Genomic DNA, 21,339 nt, shown 5'->3' on the forward strand with positions numbered 1-21,339 from the left:
CTGACCGCCGAGACTCCCGGCACCTTACCGTCAGATGCCCATACCGGCCACTCTCAGGCTTAACCGTGCGTGACCCCGTTCGCCGAAAGGCGCGCCGCCGTGACGCCCGCCCGGCCGCCGCTCACGGAGGCGTCACGGATCCTTGGCGATCGCCTCGATGTCGCGGTCGACGCCGCTCTCGACCTTGAAGTCCTGGGTGTAGACCTTGCCGTCGTGGCGGGCGATGAGCTGGTACTCGCCTTCCGCCAGGGTCACCTGCGGGAAGGCGCCGATCGCCTCGCGGATCGTGTCGCCGCCCGGCGTCAGCACGCTGAAGGCGGTGCCCGCGAAGGCCTCGGTGCCGGGAGCGGCGACGAGCTTCAGGGTTACCGTCGCGGCGCGGTGGTTGAGGGTCGCATCGGTGAGGCGGCCGTTCTCCACCTTCAGGTCGGCGCGCTGGATCGCGTTGGAATCGCCCCAGGTCGAGACGACGTGGTAGGTCCCCTCGGGCAAGCGCACCACCTCGCCGGCCTTGACGCCGTCGCGGACGAGCCGCCCCTCCGGGTTGTTGCCGATCGGCACGAAGACCGCGAAGGCGAGCTGGCCGGCTGCGATCTTCGCCTCGCCGACCGCGCCGGCGAGCCGCAACGCCCCGGCATTGACGGTGAGCTGGTCGCTCGCCGCCCCGGAATTCAGGGTCACGCGCTTCGAGGTGCTGACGAAGCCGTAGGTGACGTTGGCCAGATAGCTACCCGGCGGCAGCCGGAAGGTCGGCTGCGCCTCCTCGGAGCGGGCCAGCACCACGGGCTTGCCGCCCTCCGGCCGGTCCTCGTAGATCCGCCAGGTCAGGCCGCCGCGCAGGGGCTTGGCCTCGCTGGTCAGCACCGCCCGCAAGGACAGGCTGGCCTCGGCGGGCGCCGGCGCCGGGGGCGGCCCCTGGGTCACGCCCTGGGGGGCGATGCCTTGAGGCGCGCCGCCCGCGGGCAGCGACGGGGTCTGTCCCAGGGCAGGGATCTGTCCCAGGGCGGAGCTTGCGACGAGCGCGAGCGCCAGGGCCTCACCGAACCGCCGTCTCGCCCGCGTCATCGTCCCTCGCCAGCAATTCGCTTGCCGCCGCCACCAGGTTGTCGACCGAGAGCGGACGGAACTTGAACTCGACCACGTGCTTGCCGGCCGGCACCTCGACCCCGCGGAAGAGCAGGTTGGTGCGCAGGATCGGGCGGCGGGCACCGTCGACCCGGGCCTGCCAGCCCGGATAGAAGATGTCGTGCAGCACCAGCACGCTGTCGCGGTCGGTCTCGACCTCCACCGTGACGATATTGCGGCGATAGGCCAGGATTGTCGCCGTGCCCTTGGCCGCGGTCACCGGCGCCGCCGGGTCCTTGAGGCCGAACTCGCCCGAGATCTTCGGCACGCTGTCCTTGTCGACGAGCGCGGTGTCGTTGCCCTCGAAGTCGGGCAGTTCGTCCTGGTCGAGCACGCTCTCGGAATCGACCGGGACGAGGCGGGTCGCCAGGTAGGCCCGGGGCTTGGCCGGGTCGAGGCGGTAGATCCACATCTCGCCCGAGCCGTAGAGCAGCTTGGCGCCGGTCAGCTGCGGGAAGTGCTTCGGCAGCCGCTCGGCCGGGCGGTCGAGGACGAGGTATTCGAGGCCAAGCAGGCTCGCGAGCCGCGAGCGGTAGCCGCGAAACAGCCCTGGGAACTGGCGCAGGTTCGGATCGGCGGCGTTCTCGCCGGGGCCCACCGCGCGCTCGTAATCGGCGAGCCGCAGGGGGTTGTAGCCGATCGTATCCTCGAGCCCGAGCACCATCGAGGCGTTCTGCCAGGCGCCGCCGAGGCCCAGGATCTCGACCCGCGGGTGCTCGCCCTTGGCGTGGCGCGCGTCGAGCTCGGCCTTCAGCAGCGTCAGGCCCTGGAGCTGCTCGGGCGGCAATTTCTGGAACACCGCATAGCGGCCCGCCGGCTCGGCGTTGAGGGAGTTGCCGGCATTGCGCCAGACCAGCTCGGCGCCGAGCAGGGCCACGAGGCAGGCGGCGGCGAGCGCCCGGCGGCGCGGCCCCGCCCGCAGCATCACCACGACGGCGGCGAGCGCGATGCCGGTGCCGATCAGCCCGTCGCGGATGGCATCCGGCAGGTGGTGGCCCCTCGCCGCGTAGCGGTAGGAGACCCACACGATCCCCGCCAGGATGGCGAACGCCGCGCCCGGCAGGGCGAGGCGGGCGGCCCGCGCGAGGCCCGCCGCGCCCGAAGACAGCCGGGGCGCGCCCTCGATGACGTAGCGGTGGACGAGATAGCCGGCGGTGAGCGCGAGCCCGATATTGATGACGAAGGTCGCATCCGCCGGCCGGCGATAGAGGTCGACGCCGGGGAAGTGATCGAAGATCGGCGCGAAGAGCGGGGTGTAGCGCCCGAGCGCATAGAGGATCGCGGCGGCGAGTACGATCACCGGATAGCGGATCTCCCGGGCGGCGAGGCGTCCGCCGGCGATACCGTGCCAGAGGATCAGCACGGCCGGCAGGGTCCCGGCGAACAGGTAGTTCACCGCCCGGTCGGTCCAGGTGTTGCCGTCCATCGATTGCCAGTCCGGACCCCAGTAATCGTAGGTCCAGCGCAGAGAACCGAACACGTCGGCGAAGAGCGCGGTGGCGAAGCTCGATGGCGGCAGCGAGCCCATGATCGCCGCGCCGTAGCCGAAGGACGGCCGGGTCGAGGTCATCAGAAACTGCATGGTGAGGAGCGAGGGCACGGCGAGCAGCGCCCCGCCGACCACGCCCATCACGGCGAGCACCCCGATCCGCGCGCGCAGGTAGGCCAGCGGCGCCGGCGCCGTCAGGATCGCGTGGAACGCGACGCCGATCAGGCTCAGGCCGCAGAGGAAGGCGACCTGGTCGCGCCCCACCGTCATCACGGCGGCCACCACCGCGAAGGCGAGCCCGAAGGCGTAGGAGCGGCGCGCCAGCGCCTCCTCCAGGAGCCACCAGGCGAGCGGCACGAAGCCGTAGGAGATGATCATGCCGGTATGCTGGAGCCGGGCCGACGCCGAGCCGCCGAGCACGAACACCATCGCGGCCGCGACCGCGCCGGCCGGGTGCCAGCCGCGGCGGCGGAACAGCAGCAGGGTCGCGACCGCGCCGGGGATCAGGTGGGCGAACACCACCGCGTCGAACAGCTCCATCGACGGCGACGGATCGAGCCACGCGAAGAACAGCATGGTCGGGGTGAAGAGCAGCGATTGCGGATCCGCGACCGACGGGTGGCCGGCGAAGTGGTAGGGGTTCCAGAGCGGCAACTCGCCGTTGGCGAGCGCGGCGCCGAGATAGCGCAGCATCGGGTAGAAGTGGTTCTTGGAATCCCACGGCACCACGGCGCCGGCGAGCGGCCACACCGCGGCGGCGGCGGCCCAGAACAGCATCACGGCAGCCAAGGCCAGCCAGAAGTCCCGGGAGCTCCAGGCATGGGCCGGTGGGAGATGGGCCGGTGATGAAAGGGGAACGGGGGAGCGCGTCATGGTGCGGTCGGCGTCCTCGGCACCGGCTCTCCCGGCGCAGGGCTATTCGTCACGCCCGGCCGTGGCCGTCCGGGGCGGAATGGTGCTTAAAGGGAGCATCGGGGCGCCAGGATGGCAGCCTGTCGTTCCGTTTGCCCGCTATAGCTCAAGCCACTGAAGCCGAGATGAACGCAATCCTCGACCTTCTCCGCACCCGCCGCTCGGTGCCGCCGGTGCAGCTCGCCGGCCCGGGTCCTTCCCAAGAGGAACTGGACACGATCCTCGCCGCCGCCTCGCGCGTGCCCGACCACGGCAAGCTCGCGCCCTGGCGCTTCATCCTGATCGAGGGCGAGGGGCAGACCCGGATCGGCCAGGTCGTGGCCGAAGCCTACCGGGCCGACCACAGGGAAGCCGACGACAAGCGCCTCGCGCTCGAGGCCGGGCGCCTCGCGCAAGCGCCCCTGGTGATCGCCGTGGTGTCGCGGGCCGGCCCGCACGTGAAGATCCCCGATTGGGAGCAGGTGCTCTCGGCCGGCGCCGTCTGCATGAACTTGATCGTGGCGGCCAACGCGCTCGGGTTCCGCACCGCCTGGCTCACCGAGTGGATGGCCTATGACCGCCGGGTGCTCGATGCGCTCGGCCTCGACCCGGCCGAGCGGCTGGCGGGCTTCGTCCATGTCGGCCGGGCCGGCGAGGTGCCCCCCGACCGGCCGCGGCCGGCGCTGCCTGAGATCGTGACGCGGTACTGAGCGTAAGCGGGCTGGCGCCGGGCCCGGAGGATGCTCTAACTGGCGGCGGACGGTCCGGAGGGGCCGCCGCTTCCAAGAGAATCCCGGGGCCGCCGATGCATTACGACGCCGAGACCCGCACCCTGCCGCACAACCCGTTCAAGGCCCTGGTGGCGCCGCGCCCGATCGGCTGGGTCAGCGCGATCGGCGCCTCGGGGGCGCTGAACCTCTCGCCCTACTCGTTCTTCAACGGGATCGGGGACAACCCCGAGATGGTGATGTTCTCCTCCTTCGGCCGCAAGGACGCGCTGACCTTCGCGGAGGAGGGGGGCGAGTTCGTGTGCAGCCTCGCCACCTTCGACACCCGCGAGGGCATGAACCAGTCCTCGGCGCCCCTGCCGCGGGGCGAGAGCGAGTTCGACTTCGCCCACCTCGCCACCGCCCCGTCGCGCAAGGTGCGCCCGCCGCGGGTGGCGGACGCGCCCGCGGCCCTCGAATGCAAATGGCTCCAGACCATCCCGCTGGTGCCCGCCGGCGGGGGCGAGGCGGCCTACTTCATGGTGATCGGCCAGGTGGTGTCGATGTATATCGACGACCGCTTCGTGACGCCGGAGGGCCGGGTCGATACCGGGGCGATGCGGCCGATCATGCGCGGCGGCTACTTCGATTACTTCACGGTCGAATCCGAGAACCGCTTCGAGATGCGCCGGCCGGCAGGCGGCGGCGACGCGCCGAAGCGGTGAGGGCGTGCGCCTCGCGCCGCCGGGGCTATCCGCAACAGGACCCGTGCGGATTTTCCCCTCGTTCCGCGGGCAGCTATCGGATTCACACAGTTCCTCTGAGAACCAACCCTTTGTGAATGTACGCGCTTTCCCCTCCCCCCTTTGGGGAGGGGCTAGGGGTGGGGGTGGTGCCGGATAAAGCTGAGTGGTGCCTCCTGCACCACCCCCACCCCTGACCCCTCCCCACAAGGGGGAGGGGAAGCGCGCTACCTTTGAAGGGGAAAGCACTCAAGCCGAGATGTGTAAATGCGATAGCCGCGGGCGGGGAGAGGAAAGAACCCGCGCTACACCTTTCCACGGACCGTCCTGGCACCCGCGGGAGGCCTCATGCATCAGGTGAGAGTTCCGAGCGCCGTGCTCGCCCCATGCCTCTCATGCCCACGAGCTAGGTCTCTCTCTCCGGGCCGCACGAGAAGCCGACATCGATTCGGGGCCGTGCTACCGTTCTTTGAGCACACGGCGAAGGATTCCCCGATGCAAGCCGCCGACAAAACGACCAGCATCAGCCTTCCATCCGAGCCGCTGCGCGAGAGCGTTGCGGCGGGCGAGCACGCCTCCCTCAGCGACGTCCGGCACGATGCGATGAGCCTGGAACAGCGCCAGCGCGAGGAGGAGCACGCCAAGCGCCTCGAAGCCATTCGCGCTCGCATCCGCCGTTCGCTGGACGATCCGCGGCCCGACCTGACTCCGGAACAAGTCGATGCTTTCTTGGAAGAGCTGTTCGCCGAGGCCGAGAGAGACGGCCGTTTCGCGGTAGGTGGCTCGTCGAAATTGTGAGCCTAGGGGCGGGGGAGGAAGGAACCCGCGCGGGACACCCCCAGCCGCGCCGCCTTCAACCTTCCTTTACCATAACCCCAGCATCCTGCGGCCCATGAGAGAGCCGGCCCGCGCTTCGCGGCGCCGCTCCACCGGGCCGCCATGTTCCTGTTCAGCAGCACGCCGTCGCAAGGGACTGCCAGCCAAGGGGCCAATGCCCAGGCCACCGCCCGTGCGGCGTCCGGCAACCCGGTGATCGACGCGATCCGCCAGGGCGCCGAGAAGACCGGCGCCGCCTTCGACTACCTGCTCTCGACCGCGCAGCGCGAATCGAGCCTCAACCCGAGCGCCAAGGCGGGCTCGTCCTCGGCGACCGGCCTGTTCCAGTTCATCGAGCAGACCTGGCTCGGGGTGATGAAGCAGGACGGTCCGTCGCTCGGCCTCGGCTCCTACGCGGACGCGATCACCGCCCGGTCGTCGGGCGGCTACACCGTCAGCGACCCGGCCGCCCGGCAGGCGATCCTCGACCTGCGGCGGGACCCGGAGATCGCCTCCGCGATGGCCGGCGCGCTGACCCGGCGCAACGCCGACGCCCTCTCCGAGGCGCTGGGCCGCGAGCCGAACCGGGCCGACCTCTACGCCGCCCATCTCCTCGGGGTGCGGGGGGCGCTGACCCTGATCCGTGCCGCCGAGACCGCCCCCGGGCGCTCCGCCGCCGCCGACCTGCCGGAGGCGGCCTCCGGCAATCGCGGCCTGTTCTACGACCGCGCCGGCCGGGCGCGCAGCGCCTCCGAGCTCTACGCGGTGCTCGGCACCAGCCCCGCCGTCCCGACCGCGACGACCACCACGCTCGCCGCACAGGCCGCGGCGCCCTCGGCCTATGCGCCGGAGGCCGGCAGCGGCCTGCGCTCGCTGTTCCAGACCGATGCCCGCCGCGGCCCGGTCTCCGACAGCGTCGCCCGCCTGTGGGGCAGCCGGAGCACCGGCGCGAGCGCGCCGAGCTATTTCCCGCGCTCGGGCGACGGGCCGGTCCTCGCTGCCGCTTCACCCGCGCCGAGCCCGCCGGCCGCCCCGGCCGGGATAGAGGACGGTCTCCGAGACACCCTTCGGGACACCCCGGCACCCGGCATGCCCCTGCCGCCCGCCCGTCCGCGGGAATTCGGCGGGCGCGGCCGCGCCGCCCTCACGTCCTCGTCGATCCAATCCTGACCGACCGCCCAAAACCCCTCCACGGAGCCGCGCCGATGATCGTCCGCCAGTTCCTGCTCTGGACGCAGCACGTATCCGCCGGAAGGCGGGCCGAGGCGGCCTCGTCCCTCGCCAGAGCCTACCTCTACGCCAAGCTCGACCCGGCCGCGCGCTGGGAGGCCAAGACCGCCATCACGGCGCTTCTCGACGATCCCTCGCCCCTGGTGCGGCGGGCCCTCGCCGAGGCCTGCGCCAACGCCGCCGAGGCGCCCCGGACCCTGGTGGTGGCGCTCGCCCAGGACCAGGCCGAGATCGCCGCACTGGTGCTGGCGCGCTCGCCGGTGCTGTCGGATGCCGATCTCGTCGATTGCGCCGCCGTCGGCGACGAGGCCGGGCGGATCGCCATCGCGGGTCGTCCCCACCTCTCGGCGATGCTGTGCGGGGCGCTCGCGGAGATCGCTGGCGCGCAGGCCCTGCGAGCCCTCGCGGCCAATCCGGGTGCCGAGATCACCCGCGGCAGCCTCCTGCGGATGGTCGAGCGCCACGGCGACGACGCGTCCTTGCGCGAGACGCTGCTCGCCCGGGCCGACCTGCCCGTCGACGTGCGCCAGGCGGTGACCGCCCGCCTCGCCAGTGCGCTGTCGGCCTTCGTGAGCGGCTGCGGCTGGCTTTCGCGGGAGCGCAGCGAGAGGGTGACCCGGGAGGCGCGGGAACGCACGACCCTCGGCCTCGCCGAGGCTTCCGACCGCGCCGACCTGCGCCGCCTCGTCGCGCACTTGCGCGGCGCCGGCCAGCTCACCGCCGGACTGATCCTGCGGGCGCTGCTGTCGGGCCGGATGGCCTTCACCGAAGCGGCGTTGACCGACCTCTCGGGCTTGTCCGCCGAGCGGGTGGCAGGGCTGCTGCACGATCCGCGCGGGAGCGGCATGACGGCACTCTACCGCCGGGCCGGCCTGCCGCCGGCCCTCGAACCCGCCTTCGCGGCGGCGATGTCGGCCTGGCACGAGGAGACGAGCGGCCTCTCCGACAGCGGCGGCGCCGGCCTGTCGCGGCGGATGATCGAGCGCGCGGTTACCGCCTGCGAGCGGCTGCCCTTCGCCGACGCCCACGCCATCGTCGCCCTGCTCAACCGCTTCGACGCCGAGGCGGCCCGCGACGAGGCCCGGGTGCTCGCCCGCGCCCTGGTGAGCGAGGCCGCGACCGACGATGTCGTGCCGGAGACGATCCCCGCCGGCCTGATCGACAGCTACCGCCGGGACCGGCCGCGGCTCGCGGCCTGAGCGCCTGTTCGCGTCGGCTCACCGACGTGAAACCATCGATGTCATCACGGGGCCGCGCAGCGGAACACGGGATCCATCACCACCTCCGTCTCAGGACGAGGCGGAAGGCCGGCCGCCTCGTTTGGCACCGGCAGCGGTGATGGATCCCGGATTTTCGTCTTCGACGAGCACCGGAATGACGTCCGAGGGATGTCGGTCTCTGTACCGGATCGATCGGCGCAGACGCTCGAACGGGCACTGACGCGTCAGCGCCCGCCGGCCCGCCGGTCGGTGCACATCACCGCCGCGGCGAGGTAGCCGGCCAGAGAGACGATCACGGCGTGAGGGTAGATCGGCCGAACGAAATGGGCGGAGACGCTCATCGATTCCTCCCGATTCTGGTGTTGCATCGAGCTTACGATGCCGGACACTGCGCGGACAAGCATGGGTCGCGAAGAATTTTATCCTCGCAATGGCGGATTAAGCTGCCGGGTGGTCTTTCGTGATCCCGGTATGGCGATGGTCTGCCTTGCGCCGCGTGTGGTTTTGCCTGATGGAACGTCGTTTCATCATGCGACGGTCATCCGTCCCGCCGTAGCCGACGCCCGTCACGCCGGGGCGGTCGCGGCATCCGCGCGCCTCCGGGGCGCAAGGGCGGCGAAGAGCACCGCGTCGTCGCCGTGCTCGGCATTCGGCGTCGTCAGCAGGGTGTCGCCGGAGAAGACCGAGTTCGCCCCGGCGAGGAAGCACAGGATCTGCGCCTCCCGCCCGAGCTGTGCGCGGCCGGCCGACAGGCGCAGGACCGAGCCCGGCAGGACGAGCCGCGCCGTCGCCACCATGCGCGCGAGGTCGAGGGGGTCGATGCGGGGCCGGTCGGCGAGCGGCGTGCCTTCCACCGGCACCAGGGCGTTGATCGGCACGCTCTCGGGATGCGGCGTCAGGCCCGCCAGGACCTGGAGCAGGCCGGCCCGGTCCGCCACCGCCTCGCCCATGCCGACGATGCCGCCGCAGCACAGGCCGATGCCGGCCGCCCGCACCGTCGCCAGGGTGTCGAGCCGGTCCTCGTAGCGGCGGGTGGTCACGATCCGTCCGTAGAAGTCCGGGCCGGTATCGAGGTTGTGGTTGTAGGCCGTCAGCCCGGCCGCGGCGAGGCGCGCGGCCTGGTGGGCCTCCAGCATGCCGAGCGTCACGCAGGCCTCCATTCCGAGCGCCCGCACGCCCTCGACCATTGCCACCACCGCGTCGAACTCGGCCCCGTCGCGCACCTGGCGCCAGGCCGCGCCCATGCAGAAGCGCTCGGCCCCCGCTGCCCTGGCCCGGGCGGCCTGCGCCAGCACGACACCCGGATCCATCAGCCGGTCGCGGGCGAGGTCGACGCCACGGTGATGCGCCGATTGGGGACAATAGGCGCAATCCTCCGGGCAGCCGCCGGTCTTCACCGACAGGAGGCTCGCCTTGTGGATCTGGTTCGGGTCGTGGTGGCGCCGGTGCACGGCGTTGGCGCGCCCGACCAGTTCGAGCAGGGGCAGATCGTGCAGGGCCTCGATCTCCGCCACGCTCCAGTCGTGCCGGACGGTCCCGTCCTCGTGGTGCGGGCTCATCGGGCGAAAACCCGGCGCAGGCCCGGCCGGGCGCAGGATCCGGCGGCGACGAGGCCGATCTTGACGAGGTCGCCGAGGAGGAACGGCGCGAGGCCGAGGGCGACGAGACGATCTGCCGGCACGAACAGGGCGAGCCAGGCGAGGCCGAAGGCATCGATCGCCGCGAGGCCGGCAAGCATCGCGGCGACCCGGCCGAGGAGCCCGCGCCCGGCGGCGAGGGCGCCGACCAGCCCGGCCGCGACGAGGTAGCCCGCCAGATAGCCGCCGGTCGGTCCCGCCATGTAGGCGAGGCCGAGACCGCGCTCCGGCGTGCCGGAGAAGACCGGCAGGCCGGCGGCGCCCGCCGCCAGGTAGCCGAGCATGCTCGCGACCGCGAGGCGGGGTCCGGCGGCCACGGCGAGGGCCATGACGGCGAGGGTGTGCAGCGTCATCGGCACCGGCCAGAACGGAATCCGGACCTTGGCGGCGATGGTGATCAGCACGACACCCGATAGGACGATGGCGAAGGTCCGGGCCGCGCGCAGGGGCGCGGCGCCGACGACGAGGGATGTCATCGGGCTCTCCATTTTTATAGATAATTATGCCGAGGCGGCGCGCAGAATGAGCCACGATTGCCGTACCAAGGCAATACGCTCTGAAAATAATAGATAATTTGTCGATTAGCCACCGCGGCGGGTGGCGCTGGGCCCCGGCCGATGCCCGACCCACTGGACGTGCCGTGCGAGGATGGCGGCGGCGGCATCGACGTCGCCGGCCCGCAGGGCGACGAGGATCGCCCGGTGGTCGCGATCGGTCGGCGCCTCCCATTCGGCACGCCAGCCGGCGAACAGGAAGCGGGCGCTGGCGGCCTGGAGGTCGTCGATCGCCCGCAGGAGGCGCGGCATGCCGCAGGGGGCCAGAATGAGGCGGTGGAAGCTCCGGTTGGCCTCCTCCCAGGCCTGGACGTCGCCGCCGGCCCGGTCGCCGGCCCGGGTCGCGTCCTCGGCCCGGTCGAGGATCGCCGGGGTGAGGTGCGGCGCGGCGTGGCGCAGGGCGAGCACCTCGAGGGCGGCGCGCATCTCGGCCACCTCGCGCACCTCCTCCGGGCTGAACCCCGCGACGCGCACGCCCCGCCGCGGCTCGCTCACCACCAGCCCCTGCGCCTCCAGACGGCGGAAGGCTTCCCGCACCGGGACGTGGCTGGCGTCGAACTCCTCCGCCACGGCGTCCTGCCGCAGGCGGGAGCCCGCCGCCAGGGCGCCGGAGATGATGCGCTCGGCGAGTGCCCGGCTAATCCGCAGGGCGATGGGTTCGTCCTTGGCTGTCGTCATGGATTATCGATAATCCATGACCATCGCGCCGTCACGCCGGCATGGCCGACCGGTGCCCCTCATGCGAGGCTCGGCCATCCGCGAATCGGGGAGGATGCGATGGGCAACGGCTGGGACGAGTCCGCCGCCGCATGGATCGCCGATATGGGCGAGGCGGGCGATTTCGGCCGCAAACACGTGCTCGACTCAGCCATGCTTTCCAGGCTGCGGGGAAGGGGCTTCCGCCGCGCCCTCGATGTCGGCTGCGGCGAGGGCCGTTTCTGCCGGCGGATGCAGGATCTCGGGATCGCCCCGGTCGGAATCGATCCGACCGATGCGCTGCTGCACCGGGCCCGGGCCTGCGACCCGGAGGGCGTGTATCTGCCCGGCCGCGCGGAGTCGCTGCCCTTCGCCGACGGGGCCTTCGACCTCGTCGTCAGCTATCTCACGCTGATCGACATCCCGGACATTCGCGCGGCGATCCCCGAGATGGCCCGGGTGCTGGCGCCCGGCGGGACGCTCCTGATCGCCAACCTGAACAGCGTCGCCACGGCTGGCGGCTGGAGGCAGGACGATGACGGCGTTCGGCGTTTCCGGATCGACGATTACCTGGAGGAGCGGGGGGAGTGGGCCGCGTGGCGCGGCATCCGCGTCCGCAACTGGCACCGGCCGCTCTCGCTCTACCTGGGCCTGCTGCTCGGGCAGGGGCTGGTCTTGCGCCACTTCGACGAGCCGGCGCCGCAGGGCGGCGACCCGGCCAAGGCCGCGCGCTACCGGCGGGTACCGTGGTTCGTGACGATGGAATGGGAGAAGCCGGCGGGGTGAGGGGGGCAAGGCGGCTCAAAGCCAAGTTGCACGTTCCGGCTTCTGTCTCCGGAACGATCTGATGGCCGGTGTTCTCCGTCCCATCCGCAACCTCATCCTGAGGTGCGACCGGAGGGAGCCTCGAAGGAGGGCTCCAGGGATCGCGATGACTTCTGGAGCCCTCTTTCGAGGTCAGCCGATTTTCGATCGACTAAATGGAAACCGATCTCACGCAGCTGATTTTACAGCTGAATTTTGAGCACAGGATCCCCCTCTCCCCGCCCGTGGGGAGAGGAGAGAACCCGAGCCAGAACGAGAACTGCCTTCGACGGCTGCAACGGGGACAGACAGCCGCAGCTTCGCTTCAGTCGCCAGGGACCGCGAAGCCGGTGACGAACTGGTACGGTTTCTGGAAGATCGCGTCCGGAAACCGTGTCACGAGCCCGCGCGGTGAAGCCGTACGCTTCACACGCCTGAGCGACGCAGATCTCCGCATCGCGAACGCGATTGCGCAGCAATCGCCGAGCGATCAATCAGACAGCGTATGACGCGGCCCTCCGCCTCACGCCCCCGGCCAGGCCGGCCGCGCGATTCCGAGGTGATCGCGCAGGGTGGTGCCCTCGTATTCGGTGCGGAACAGACCGCGCTCCTGCAGGATCGGCACCACCTCGGCCACGAAGTCGTCGAGGCCGCCCGGGAAGTAGGGCGGCATCACGTTGAAGCCGTCGGCCGCCTCCCCCTCGAACCATTCCTGCATCCGGTCGGCGATGTCGGTGGCGGTGCCGAGCACGATGTGGTGGCCGCGGCCGGCCGCGACGCGCAAGGCGAGCTGGCGGATCGTCAGGCCCTCGCGGCGGGCGAGCTCGGTCAGCAATTCGGCGCGGCTGCGCAGCTGGTCGGAGACCGGCAGGTCGGGCAGCGGCCCGTCGAGGTCGTAAGCGGACAGGGAATGGCCGATGCGCTCCTCGAGCAGCGGCATCGCGCTCGCGATCGGGGTCCAGCGGTCGAGCTCGCTCAGCTTCTCGCTCGCCTCCTTGAGGCTGCGCCCGACCACCGGCAGGAAGCCCGGCATCACCGCGACCGAGGCGGGATCGCGCCCGAAGCCGGCGACCCGGGCCTTCAGGCTGCGGTAGAAGGCCTGCGCCTCGGCCAGGCTCGCCTGGGCGGTGAACACGATGTCGGCGGCCCGCGCCGCGAGATCCTGGCCGGGCCCCGAGGAGCCGGCCTGGATCAGCACCGGGTGCCCTTGCGGCGAGCGCGGGATGTTGAGCGGGCCCTTCACCGAATAGTATGTGCCGGCATAGTCGAGTACCCGCACCTTGGCCGGGTCGGCATAGACGCCGCGTTCCTTGTCCTTCGGGAAGGCGTCGTCGGCCCAGCTGTCCCACAGGCCGCGCACCACCTCGACGAACTCTTCCGCGATGGCGTAGCGGGCGTCGTGCTCGGGATGGCTCTTGGAAAAGTTGTTGGCCGAGCGCGCGTAGGAGGTGGTCACGATGTTCCAGGCCGCGCGGCCGTGGCTCAGGTGATCGATCGACGCGAAGGCGCGGGCGAGGTGGTAGGGCTCGCCGTAGGTCGTGGAGGCAGTGGCCGCGAGGCCGATCCGCTCGGTCACCATGGCGAGCGCGCCGAGCAGGGTCAGCGGCTCGAACCGGGCGATCATCGAGGGGTGGGCGTCGACGCCGCTGGTCAGGCCGTCGGCGAGGAACACCATGTCGAACTTCGCGGCCTCGGCCGCCTTCACCACCCGGAGCAGCAGGTCGAGATTCTCGCTGCCCGATTCGGCGTCGGCATGGCGCCAGCCGGAGACGTGGTGGCCGGCGCCCTGGAGGAAGAGACCGAGATGCATGCGGCGGGGGACGGACGATGACTGGGCGGTCATGACGGCGCCTTTCAGGTGATCAGGAACGGCTCTGGCCGAGCAAGGCAAGAAGGCGGGCGAGGTCGGCGTCGTCGTCCATCCGGGCGACGAGGTCCGGGATTCCGGAAAAGATTTCGGCGCCCCCGGTCGCGTCGCGGAATTTTTCGCGCGCATCGGTCAGGCCCGGCAGGCCCTCGATCCGCCGGCTCATATGCCTGCCATCCCTGAGGGTGACGTCGAGGACCACGAACCGGGTCGCAGGGTCGGCCGACAGGCGCGGCGCCGCCTCGTCGTGGCGGCGCGAGACGCGGGCCGCGAGCACCGCGAGGTCCGGCCGCACCGGCCGCTCATCGAAATGACCGATGCCGAGCGCGCCGTCGGTCAGCGCGGCGGCGAAGACGTATTCCGGGCTGAATCGCGCCTCGATACCGGTGGTCGGGCGCGAGACGACGAGGGCCGCGTCGCCGCCGGGCGGGAAGGTGAGGGCGACGGAATCGACCGCCTCCGCCCGCAAGGCATCCGCCTCGCGAAGCGCGAGCGCCCCGACCGCCACCGGGTGCGCCGCCGTGCAGCACGGGAACGCCTTCAGGGTGAGGCCCGGCGTGAGGATCTGCCACGGCTCGCCCCAGCCGGCGAGCAGGCGGTCCGGCGCCGTCGCGCCGAACCCGAAGGCGTCGAGGAAGCCGATCGGGCCGTCGAGGAAGGCCGGCGCGCCGGAGAGACCCGCTTGCGCGAGGCACGCCGCCGTCAGCCCGGCGCGGGCGGCGAGGCCGGCATGGAGCGGCTTGGCGTCGGTGCCGAATTGCAGCCGCAGTCCCGCCGATTGCGTCGCGGCAAGCCCGAGCGCCACCGCGATCGTGTCGGGGTGTAAGCGCAGCAGATGCGCGACCGCCGCCGCGGCGCCGACGGGCCCGAGGGTCGCGGTGGCGTGGAAGCCGGTCTCGTAGTGGCGCGCGCCGAGCGCGAGGCCGAGCCGAGCCATCGCCTCCAGGCCGACGATGTAGGCGGCGATCAGGTCGCGGGCCGCGACCGGGTGAGTGCCGGCGAGGGCCAGGAGGGCCGGCAGGATCACCACCGTCGGGTGGCCGCGGACGCTGGCATGCACGTCGTCGTAATCGAGAACGTGGCCGCTATGCCCGTTGACGAGGGCGGCGGTGAAGGGGTCGGCGCGCCCGGACCGGCCGATGAGCACCGACGGGCCGATGCCGGCCCTGAGCGTCTCGACCAGGAGCCCGGTCGAGCGGTCGTCGGCGCCGCCGAGCGCGCAGGCGAGGAGGTCGAGGATCGCGAGCCGCGCCGCGACGATGGCCTCTTCCGAGGGCTTCGCGGTGGCGATGGCGACGGCGAAGCCGTGGGTGAGCGAAGTCGTCATCCGGTCAGATCCCTTCGCCGGGCTGTACCGCCTCGCGGTCGCCCAGCCCGCGCACGAATTGCCGGATGCGCGGGTTCTGCGAGCGGTGGAAGATCTGCTCGGGCGGGCCGTCCTCGACGATGCGGCCGTTCTCGGTGAAGACGATCCGGTCGCTGATCTCTTCGGCGAAGCGCATCTCGTGGGTGACGAGGAGACTGGTCATGCCCTCGCGCACCAGCCCGCGGATCACCGCCAGCACCTCGCCGACCGTCTCGGGGTCGAGGGCCGAGGTCACCTCGTCGAACAGCACCAGGTCCGGCCGCATGGCGAGCGCCCGGGCGATGGCGACCCGCTGCTGCTGCCCGCCGGAGAGCTGGCCCGGATAGGCCGCGACCTTGTCGGCGAGGCGCACCCGCTCCAGCAGGGCGCGGGCATGGCGCTCGGCCTCGGCCCGCTTCTCCTTGAGGATGCGGACCGGCGCGATGGTGATGTTGTCGAGCACGGTGAGGTGCGGAAACAGGTTGTATTGCTGGAACACGATGCCGATGCGCTTGCGCAACGCGATGCGTTCGGCCTCGGTCCGAAGCGTATCGACCCGCACGCCGTTGACGGTGATTCTGCCCGAACTCGGCGCGAGCAGCGCGTTGATGCAACGCAGGATCGTCGACTTGCCGGAGCCCGACGGGCCGATGATCGACACCGCCTCGCCGCGGGCGACATTCAGGTCGATGCCCTTCAGCACCTCGTTTTGCCCGAAGCTCAGATGCACGTCCTCGAGGGCGACGAGGGGAGGAGATGGTGCGGTCATGTGTCCGGACTCATCGCGCAAGCCGCCGCTCGAGCCGCTGCGTGAGGCGCGAGACCGGGTAGCAGAACAGGAAGAAGGCGAAGAGCACGGTGACGTAGGTGAGCACCGTGAAGTCGGTGCGGCTCACCGCCGTGCTGGCATCGGTCGCAGCATGCAGCAGTTCGTGGACGCCGACGAGCGAGGCGAGCGCCGTGCCCATGCAGATCGAGGCAGTGAGATTCATCCAGGGCGGCAGGGCGCGACGCAGGCACTGGGGCAGGATGATGAAGCGCAGGGCCTCGATCCGCGAGAAGCCGAGGCCCTTGGCGGCATCCCATTGCGGCGTCGGGATGGATTGCAGGGCGCCGCGGGTGATCTCGGCGGTGTGGGCGCTCGCCGGAATCGCCAGGCCGATCACCGCCTTCACCCAGTCGGGAAACGGGATGTAGTGGCCCAACGCAACGATCTCGAACGGAAAGATGTAGGTGGTGGCAAAGATCAGCACGAGGTGCGGGGCATTGCGAAACACCTGCACGTAGGCGACGGCCGGCGCCCGCACGAGCCGCATCTGGCTGAGCTCCATCGCCCCGAGCGCGACGCCGGCGAGCGTGCCCAACGCCATGGCGAGCACGCTGATGAGGATGTTCATGGCAAAGCCGCGGGCGAGGTAGGGCAGCCATTCGAGGAGGAGCCGCGCCAGCGACGGATCGAGGACGAGCCAGAGCGCGACCGCGGCACAGAACCCGGCGGCCATGACGAGCGGCGCCGACGAGGGCCGCGCGGAAGGAGAGATCGCCGTCACTGCCCGTATCCCGGCACCGCCAGCCGCCGCTCGACCGCGGCGCCGAACCGCGCCACCGCGAGATTGATGGCGCTGAAGAACAGGAGCAGCACGATCATCAATTCGACGACGTTGTCGCGCTGGGTCCAGATCATCAGCGAGGCGTAGGTGATCTCGTTGACCGCGACGGCGTAGCCGATGGTCGTGAGCTTCACCAGGTTGACGAGGTTGTTGACGATCGCCGGCAAAGCCGTGCGGACAGCCAGCGGCAGTTCGACCACCCGCAGCACCTCCAGCCGCGAGAAGCCTAACCCCCGGGCGGCCTCGACGGTGGCTGCCGGCACCGCCTCGATCCCGCCGCGCAGGGCCTCGGCATGGAGCGCCGCGACGTGCAGGCTGATGACCGCGACGAGCCAGAAATAGGCGCCGAGCGGGTTGTTCTGCGCGCCACCCAGCGCCTGCGAGATCAGCATGTTGACCACGAGCACCGTGAACATCAGCTGGACCAGCGTCGGGGTGTTGCGGGTGAGCTCGACATAGGCCCGCGCCGGCCCGGCGAGCCAGGGCCGGTTCGAGGTCAGCGCCGCCGCCAGTCCCACGCCGCAAACGAGGCTGAGCGGGATGGTCAGCGCGACGAGGACGAGCGTCGTCGTCATCCCGTCGAGCCACATCCGCAGCTCGAACGGGCTCGTCAGGAAGTCGAAATTGAGCCCGACCTGGGCCGCCAGGGCGATGAAGCCCCGGACCGCGTCCTGCATCCTGGTATCGCCTTGCCGGAGTCGCCTTGCCCGTTCAGCGCGCCGCCGAGAGCGTCTTCTGCTGCTCTTCGATGAAGGCCGTGTTGAGGAGCCGGTTGGCCTTGGCGATCTCCAGGAGCTTGCCGGAGGCGATCAGCTCGCGCAGGGCCTTGTCGAGGACGGCCGCGGTGTCCTTCTCGCCCTTGCGGATCCACACCACCGAATCGGCCGGCACGATCTCGGTCGGGATCAGGATGCCGTAATCCCTCCACTCGTCGGCCCGGTCCTCGAGCATCAGGCCGAGCGTGGCACCGGTATGGACCGCCACCACGCAGGTGCCGCCCTTCAGCGCCAGCAGCGATTCCGGCTGGCTCGGCAGGCCCTTCACCACCGCGCCGTATTGCTCGATCAAGGGCTGGGTGAAGTTCGAGCCCTGCGACACGCAGACCGGCTTGCCCTTCAGGTCGGCCCAATCCTTGATCCCGCTATCCTTGCGGCCGATCGCGGCGCCGCCGGCGCGGTCGAACACGGTGGGCGGAAAGTCCATGATCTTCGCTCGGTCCTCGGTGACCTGCATGTTGGCGAGGAGCGCATCGACCTTGCCCTGCTGCAGGAACTGCACCCGGTTCGGCGGCGTCACCGTGACGGTCTCGAGCGCCACGCCGAGTTTGTCCGCCAGCGCCCGGGCGAGGTCGATGTTGAAGCCCTTCTGCTCCTGCGTCTTCGGGTCGATGGAGCCGAACGGCGCGCCCGACAGGATGACCCCGACGGTGAACTTCCCCTTGGCCTTGATCCGGTCGAGCGTGGCATCGGCCTGGGCCCCCGAGATACCGGCGAGCAGGGCGGCGAGGAGAGCGGCGGCGCGCAAAGGGGTCTTCTTGCCGGTCGTCTTGGTGCCGGTCGTCTTGCGGATCATGGACGGTCTCGCGGTGTCTCGGCGCCGGGCGGCACCCTGCCGGGCCGCGGCGGCCCGGTCTCGGTCTCTCGCGCGGCATACCCGAATGCCGTCCGGGTTTGTAGGGCCCGGCCTGTTATTCCCTGCCGGGGCGCCTCAGGCCGGCGGCGCGGTCCACACCGCATCGCGCACGGTGATCGCCCGCGGGATCAGGCCGAGCCGGTGGAAGCGGTCGGCGGTGGCCTGCTGGCCGGCGAGGATCGCGTTGCTCAACGGGCGGACGGCGAACTGGGTGCGGTCGGCCGCGACCTTCTGGATCGGGTAGGGGATGCCGGTGATATCGGTGAGCGCCCGCGCCACCTGATCGCGATGCGCTTCCGCCCAGGCGGCGCCCTGTTCCAGCGCCCGCAAGGCCGCGCGCACCACCGCCGGATGAGCCTGCGCGAAGGTTCTGTCGGCCAGGAAGTAGCCGGAGACGTCGAGGGTCTGGCCCGAGGTGGTGAGCACCCGGGTGGCGTCGCGCGCCTGCGCGATGGCGAAGTACGGATCCCAGATCGCCCAGGCGTCGACGCTGCCGCCGGTGAAGGCCGAGCCGGCATCGGCCGGGGAGAGGTAGACCGGCGTGATGTCGGAAAAGCGCAGGCCCGCCTTCTCCAGGGCGGCGACCAGCAGGTTGTGCGAGGAGGTGCCGCGGGCCACCGCCACCTTGCGGCCCTTGAGATCGGCCACCGTGCGGATCGGCGACGCCTCCTTGACGAGGATCGCCTCGCCCTCGCCGGAGGGCGCCGCGGCGGCCGTATAGACGAGGTTGCCGCCCGCGGCCTGTGAGAAGATCGGCGGGGCGTCGCCCGTATAACCGAAATCGATGCTGCCGGCATTCAGCGCCTCGAGGAGCGGCGGACCGGCCTGGAACTCGAACCAGCGCACCTTCACGCCGCGATCGGCGAGTTGCTTCTCGATCAGCTGCTGCTGGCGGGTGACGACGATCAGGCCGATCTTCTGGTAGCCGATGCGGAACTCGCTCAAGGCGGCCTCGCCGGCGGCCCGGGCCGGCCCCGTCGCGAGGGCGCCGGCCGTCACCAGCCCCGCCAGGACGGAGCGGCGTGTCGGATGCATGGTGAAGACTCCATCAAGGGTAATTCGGCGCCGCGCGGCGATCATCGCAGGCCGCCGGTAGTCTGTGGAATTTCTCATTCCTGTCTGCTGGGGTCAATGAAGCGAAATACCAAAATCTGTTGTGGCGATGGACACGATTTCTTCGACAAATGATCGCCAAGAAAACTTCTTCTAAACGGTCACAGGGCTGTTCGTTGGAAGGAGTCGCGCGGGCTTAAGCCTCCCGCCTCTACGGGGGAGGGGGCCCGGCGGAGCCGGCGGGAGAGGAGCAGCGCGGCGCTGCTCCAGGTGGTGCCCTTCACAAAGGTCGCGACCTCTCCGGAAACGGCGTCCCCTCTCCCGGCTCGCTCCGCTCGCCACCCTCCCGCGCAGGGCAAGGTGATCGCATATGAGTATTGCCTAAAGTAAAAAATTCCTCCAACAAAGGCTTTTTGACAGTAAGTTTGGGAATTAAATTCTCCGATTCAAGCCCCTCTGAGAATTGGATTGCCATTCAATTCTTGTTTGTGATTGCCCTGCCCCGCAGAGGGGGAGAAGAAAACCCGCGCATTTTCCTTTCCCCGGACGGCCCAGCCGAAAATCGTGACGGGGAAGCGCGCGCAATGACAGCGGTCGGCAACCAGAAGCGACGTCGCGACGCCTCATCCGAATGACGGATGACGGCGAGATCGATCATCTTTACGCCAGTCGGGAATAAAGGAGCAGAAAAGATCGTAGTCCGCGAAGCCGTTGCTTGAGCCGATACACGATCGCACGCGACCGGCCGGCAACCCGGCCCGATGAGAACAGCGAAAAATCCATCTGGCCCGCGGGCCGCAAGGAGGCCGACATGCGTGTTCTGACCGCTCTGTGCGCCCTCGCCCTCGCCACCGGGCTGTTCTGGGGCACGATGCCGACCCGCCCGCCGACCGGCGAGGCGAGACCCGGGATCGGCATCGACACGCGCGAGATCACCCTGCGCGCGCATCTCCGGGATGCCGATCCCTGCGACGCCTCTTGAGGCGGCGAAACGTCCGACGAATGTCGGCGCTCAGTGATCCTTGGCGGCGGCGGTGACGGCGACGACCGGCTCCGGCATCGCCGACGAATGGTGATGCGCGATCAGCCACTCGCCGTCCTTCAGCACGTAGACGAAGCTGTAGCGCGCCGGCACGACCAGGTGCTCGCCCGGGTTCTTGCCGTCGACCAGGAAGGTGTAGGTGCCGACATCGGTCGCCAGGTTGCAGCCGATCTTGATCGTATGCGTGTTGATGACGCCCTGCGGGTGCTTCTCCAGGAAGTGCACGAAGTAATCCTGGATCATCGCCCGGTCGGTGCGCGGCGTGTTCGACACGGTCGGCAGCAGCACGGCGTCGGGCGCATAATTCGCCGTGACCTTCGCCGGGTCGAGCGTCGCCAGCGACGTGTTCCAGCGGTCGAACAGGCCCTCGATCTGGCGCTCGGTCACCGCGGCGCAATCCATCGCCTTGGCCCGCCCCGGCGAGGCGGCGAGCAGCATCGTCCCTGCGGCCAGGGCCGCGAGAATCGTCGTCTTCATGATTTGGTCGTCCCCGTGCCGCGATCGGCATCGGGACAATACGAACATAATGCCGCGCAATCGACAAGAATGCGCAAGGTTCCGAACGCTCGGACAATTCTTGCGATCTATATCGAATTATATAGTGCTAACAATTTTGTGCTTCGCGTCTCATAGAAGTGATTATTTGTCTCATTGCAGAATACGTGATAGTTAATTAAAGTTTATTTATTGATTTGTTAAGCGATCACTGAGTATTTGAGGCCTAATTCCAAAAAAATTTTTATAATTTATCCATCTACGACCTCATCCTGAGGTGTTAGTCGATCGAAGATCGGCTGACCTCGAAGGAGGGCTCCAGAAGCCTCTGCGATCTCTGGAGCCCTCCTTCGAGGCTCACTTCGTTCGCACCTCAGGATGAG

Annotated in this window: 21 protein-coding genes; 8 read left to right on the top strand and 13 right to left on the bottom strand. The window is 70.0% G+C overall.

Annotation, left to right across the window (positions count from 1 at the left end):
• Positions 1 to 132: 132 nt before the first annotated feature.
• Positions 133 to 1,065 carry an RgsD C-terminal domain-containing protein gene (locus HBB12_RS15920; protein WP_236990244.1) on the bottom strand — a complete coding sequence of 311 codons (933 nt, stop codon included), beginning with the start codon at positions 1,063 to 1,065 and terminating at the stop codon, positions 133 to 135.
• Positions 1,037 to 3,487 carry a YfhO family protein gene (locus HBB12_RS15925; RefSeq protein ID WP_236990245.1) on the bottom strand — a complete coding sequence of 817 codons (2,451 nt, stop codon included), beginning with the start codon at positions 3,485 to 3,487 and terminating at the stop codon, positions 1,037 to 1,039. The genes HBB12_RS15920 and HBB12_RS15925 overlap by 29 nt, the downstream gene beginning before the upstream one ends.
• A gap of 164 nt (positions 3,488 to 3,651) precedes the next feature.
• On the opposite strand from HBB12_RS15925, the gene HBB12_RS15930 reads away from it, so the two are divergent.
• The 5 genes from HBB12_RS15930 (at position 3,652) to HBB12_RS15950 (ending at position 8,200) form a co-directional block, all read left to right on the top strand.
• On the top strand, positions 3,652 to 4,215 hold the full coding sequence (locus HBB12_RS15930; RefSeq protein WP_236990246.1) for a nitroreductase family protein: 564 nt from the start codon (positions 3,652 to 3,654) through the stop codon (positions 4,213 to 4,215).
• A gap of 95 nt (positions 4,216 to 4,310) precedes the next feature.
• A complete protein-coding gene (locus tag HBB12_RS15935; protein WP_236990247.1) occupies positions 4,311 to 4,937 on the top strand; it encodes a flavin reductase family protein in 627 nt (208 codons plus the stop codon).
• A gap of 513 nt (positions 4,938 to 5,450) precedes the next feature.
• Positions 5,451 to 5,753 carry a type II toxin-antitoxin system ParD family antitoxin gene (locus HBB12_RS15940; RefSeq protein ID WP_236990248.1) on the top strand — a complete coding sequence of 101 codons (303 nt, stop codon included), beginning with the start codon at positions 5,451 to 5,453 and terminating at the stop codon, positions 5,751 to 5,753.
• Between the two features lie 141 nt (positions 5,754 to 5,894).
• Positions 5,895 to 6,941: a transglycosylase SLT domain-containing protein gene (locus HBB12_RS15945; protein ID WP_236990249.1), complete on the top strand. Its 1,047-nt coding sequence runs from the start codon at positions 5,895 to 5,897 to the stop codon at positions 6,939 to 6,941.
• Positions 6,942 to 6,976: 35 nt separating this feature from the next.
• Positions 6,977 to 8,200, top strand: a complete 1,224-nt coding sequence (locus HBB12_RS15950) for a DUF2336 domain-containing protein (RefSeq protein ID WP_236990250.1) — start codon at positions 6,977 to 6,979, stop codon at positions 8,198 to 8,200.
• A 587-nt stretch (positions 8,201 to 8,787) separates the two neighbouring features.
• On the opposite strand, the gene bioB is transcribed toward HBB12_RS15950, so the two are convergent.
• The 3 genes from bioB to HBB12_RS15965 all read right to left on the bottom strand — a co-directional run bounded on the left by bioB (position 8,788) and on the right by HBB12_RS15965 (position 11,090).
• Complete coding sequence (gene bioB, locus HBB12_RS15955; RefSeq protein WP_236990251.1) at positions 8,788 to 9,780, bottom strand: biotin synthase BioB; 993 nt, start codon at positions 9,778 to 9,780, stop codon at positions 8,788 to 8,790.
• Entirely contained in the window at positions 9,777 to 10,334 is a 558-nt protein-coding gene (locus HBB12_RS15960) for a biotin transporter BioY (RefSeq protein WP_236990252.1), read from the bottom strand. The genes bioB and HBB12_RS15960 overlap by 4 nt, the downstream gene beginning before the upstream one ends.
• Before the next feature lie 105 nt (positions 10,335 to 10,439).
• A complete protein-coding gene (locus HBB12_RS15965; protein ID WP_236990253.1) occupies positions 10,440 to 11,090 on the bottom strand; it encodes a GntR family transcriptional regulator in 651 nt (216 codons plus the stop codon).
• Between the two features lie 99 nt (positions 11,091 to 11,189).
• Between HBB12_RS15965 and HBB12_RS15970 the strand changes: the two genes are divergently transcribed.
• Both HBB12_RS15970 and HBB12_RS15975 read left to right on the top strand, forming a co-directional pair.
• Positions 11,190 to 11,894 carry a class I SAM-dependent methyltransferase gene (locus HBB12_RS15970; RefSeq protein ID WP_236990254.1) on the top strand — a complete coding sequence of 235 codons (705 nt, stop codon included), beginning with the start codon at positions 11,190 to 11,192 and terminating at the stop codon, positions 11,892 to 11,894.
• A gap of 194 nt (positions 11,895 to 12,088) precedes the next feature.
• Entirely contained in the window at positions 12,089 to 12,421 is a 333-nt protein-coding gene (locus HBB12_RS15975) for a hypothetical protein (RefSeq protein ID WP_236990255.1), read from the top strand.
• A gap of 14 nt (positions 12,422 to 12,435) precedes the next feature.
• Here HBB12_RS15975 and HBB12_RS15980 read toward each other — a convergent pair whose 3' ends face one another.
• The 7 genes from HBB12_RS15980 to HBB12_RS16010 all read right to left on the bottom strand — a co-directional run bounded on the left by HBB12_RS15980 (position 12,436) and on the right by HBB12_RS16010 (position 19,401).
• On the bottom strand, positions 12,436 to 13,755 hold the full coding sequence (locus HBB12_RS15980; RefSeq protein ID WP_442919278.1) for an LLM class flavin-dependent oxidoreductase: 1,320 nt from the start codon (positions 13,753 to 13,755) through the stop codon (positions 12,436 to 12,438).
• Between the two features lie 19 nt (positions 13,756 to 13,774).
• Positions 13,775 to 15,106 carry an MmgE/PrpD family protein gene (locus HBB12_RS15985; protein ID WP_236990257.1) on the bottom strand — a complete coding sequence of 444 codons (1,332 nt, stop codon included), beginning with the start codon at positions 15,104 to 15,106 and terminating at the stop codon, positions 13,775 to 13,777.
• 4 nt (positions 15,107 to 15,110) lie between these two features.
• A complete protein-coding gene (locus HBB12_RS15990) occupies positions 15,111 to 15,893 on the bottom strand; it encodes an amino acid ABC transporter ATP-binding protein (protein WP_236990258.1) in 783 nt (260 codons plus the stop codon).
• 10 nt (positions 15,894 to 15,903) lie between these two features.
• The gene (locus tag HBB12_RS15995) at positions 15,904 to 16,626 is read right to left on the bottom strand and encodes an amino acid ABC transporter permease (RefSeq protein ID WP_236992798.1); all 723 of its coding nucleotides are present in this window, start codon (positions 16,624 to 16,626) and stop codon (positions 15,904 to 15,906) included.
• Positions 16,627 to 16,670: 44 nt separating this feature from the next.
• Positions 16,671 to 17,411, bottom strand: coding sequence for an amino acid ABC transporter permease (locus HBB12_RS16000; RefSeq protein ID WP_236990259.1), 741 nt, complete (start codon positions 17,409 to 17,411; stop codon positions 16,671 to 16,673).
• A 34-nt stretch (positions 17,412 to 17,445) separates the two neighbouring features.
• Positions 17,446 to 18,306, bottom strand: coding sequence for a transporter substrate-binding domain-containing protein (locus HBB12_RS16005; protein WP_236990260.1), 861 nt, complete (start codon positions 18,304 to 18,306; stop codon positions 17,446 to 17,448).
• Between the two features lie 135 nt (positions 18,307 to 18,441).
• On the bottom strand, positions 18,442 to 19,401 hold the full coding sequence (locus HBB12_RS16010; protein WP_236990261.1) for a sulfonate ABC transporter substrate-binding protein: 960 nt from the start codon (positions 19,399 to 19,401) through the stop codon (positions 18,442 to 18,444).
• An 829-nt stretch (positions 19,402 to 20,230) separates the two neighbouring features.
• On the opposite strand from HBB12_RS16010, the gene HBB12_RS16015 reads away from it, so the two are divergent.
• Positions 20,231 to 20,401 carry a hypothetical protein gene (locus HBB12_RS16015; protein WP_236990262.1) on the top strand — a complete coding sequence of 57 codons (171 nt, stop codon included), beginning with the start codon at positions 20,231 to 20,233 and terminating at the stop codon, positions 20,399 to 20,401.
• A gap of 30 nt (positions 20,402 to 20,431) precedes the next feature.
• Here HBB12_RS16015 and HBB12_RS16020 read toward each other — a convergent pair whose 3' ends face one another.
• Positions 20,432 to 20,938, bottom strand: a complete 507-nt coding sequence (locus HBB12_RS16020) for an SgcJ/EcaC family oxidoreductase (protein ID WP_236990263.1) — start codon at positions 20,936 to 20,938, stop codon at positions 20,432 to 20,434.
• Positions 20,939 to 21,339 lie beyond the last annotated feature (401 nt).

This window comes from Methylobacterium sp. SyP6R (assembly GCF_019216885.1).
In the GTDB taxonomy this organism is placed as follows: domain Bacteria; phylum Pseudomonadota; class Alphaproteobacteria; order Rhizobiales; family Beijerinckiaceae; genus Methylobacterium.

What these genes read in the sequence shown, in the direction of transcription:
- HBB12_RS15925 (WP_236990245.1), bottom strand. Translation starts at nt 3,487, where the DNA reads ATGACGCGCTCCCCCGTTCCCCTTTCATCACCGGCCCATCTCCCACCG.
- HBB12_RS16020 (WP_236990263.1), bottom strand. Translation starts at nt 20,938, where the DNA reads ATGAAGACGACGATTCTCGCGGCCCTGGCCGCAGGGACGATGCTGCTC.
- HBB12_RS15975 (WP_236990255.1), top strand. Translation starts at nt 12,089, where the DNA reads ATGGAAACCGATCTCACGCAGCTGATTTTACAGCTGAATTTTGAGCAC.
- HBB12_RS16015 (WP_236990262.1), top strand. Translation starts at nt 20,231, where the DNA reads ATGCGTGTTCTGACCGCTCTGTGCGCCCTCGCCCTCGCCACCGGGCTG.
- HBB12_RS15960 (WP_236990252.1), bottom strand. Translation starts at nt 10,334, where the DNA reads ATGACATCCCTCGTCGTCGGCGCCGCGCCCCTGCGCGCGGCCCGGACC.
- HBB12_RS15995 (WP_236992798.1), bottom strand. Translation starts at nt 16,626, where the DNA reads ATGGCCGCCGGGTTCTGTGCCGCGGTCGCGCTCTGGCTCGTCCTCGAT.
- HBB12_RS15980 (WP_442919278.1), bottom strand. Translation starts at nt 13,755, where the DNA reads ATGACCGCCCAGTCATCGTCCGTCCCCCGCCGCATGCATCTCGGTCTC.
- HBB12_RS15985 (WP_236990257.1), bottom strand. Translation starts at nt 15,106, where the DNA reads ATGACGACTTCGCTCACCCACGGCTTCGCCGTCGCCATCGCCACCGCG.
- HBB12_RS16000 (WP_236990259.1), bottom strand. Translation starts at nt 17,411, where the DNA reads ATGCAGGACGCGGTCCGGGGCTTCATCGCCCTGGCGGCCCAGGTCGGG.
- HBB12_RS15965 (WP_236990253.1), bottom strand. Translation starts at nt 11,090, where the DNA reads ATGACGACAGCCAAGGACGAACCCATCGCCCTGCGGATTAGCCGGGCA.
- HBB12_RS16005 (WP_236990260.1), bottom strand. Translation starts at nt 18,306, where the DNA reads ATGATCCGCAAGACGACCGGCACCAAGACGACCGGCAAGAAGACCCCT.
- HBB12_RS15950 (WP_236990250.1), top strand. Translation starts at nt 6,977, where the DNA reads ATGATCGTCCGCCAGTTCCTGCTCTGGACGCAGCACGTATCCGCCGGA.
- HBB12_RS15990 (WP_236990258.1), bottom strand. Translation starts at nt 15,893, where the DNA reads ATGACCGCACCATCTCCTCCCCTCGTCGCCCTCGAGGACGTGCATCTG.
- HBB12_RS15940 (WP_236990248.1), top strand. Translation starts at nt 5,451, where the DNA reads ATGCAAGCCGCCGACAAAACGACCAGCATCAGCCTTCCATCCGAGCCG.
- HBB12_RS15945 (WP_236990249.1), top strand. Translation starts at nt 5,895, where the DNA reads ATGTTCCTGTTCAGCAGCACGCCGTCGCAAGGGACTGCCAGCCAAGGG.
- HBB12_RS15930 (WP_236990246.1), top strand. Translation starts at nt 3,652, where the DNA reads ATGAACGCAATCCTCGACCTTCTCCGCACCCGCCGCTCGGTGCCGCCG.
- HBB12_RS15935 (WP_236990247.1), top strand. Translation starts at nt 4,311, where the DNA reads ATGCATTACGACGCCGAGACCCGCACCCTGCCGCACAACCCGTTCAAG.
- HBB12_RS15970 (WP_236990254.1), top strand. Translation starts at nt 11,190, where the DNA reads ATGGGCAACGGCTGGGACGAGTCCGCCGCCGCATGGATCGCCGATATG.
- HBB12_RS16010 (WP_236990261.1), bottom strand. Translation starts at nt 19,401, where the DNA reads ATGCATCCGACACGCCGCTCCGTCCTGGCGGGGCTGGTGACGGCCGGC.
- bioB (WP_236990251.1), bottom strand. Translation starts at nt 9,780, where the DNA reads ATGAGCCCGCACCACGAGGACGGGACCGTCCGGCACGACTGGAGCGTG.
- HBB12_RS15920 (WP_236990244.1), bottom strand. Translation starts at nt 1,065, where the DNA reads ATGACGCGGGCGAGACGGCGGTTCGGTGAGGCCCTGGCGCTCGCGCTC.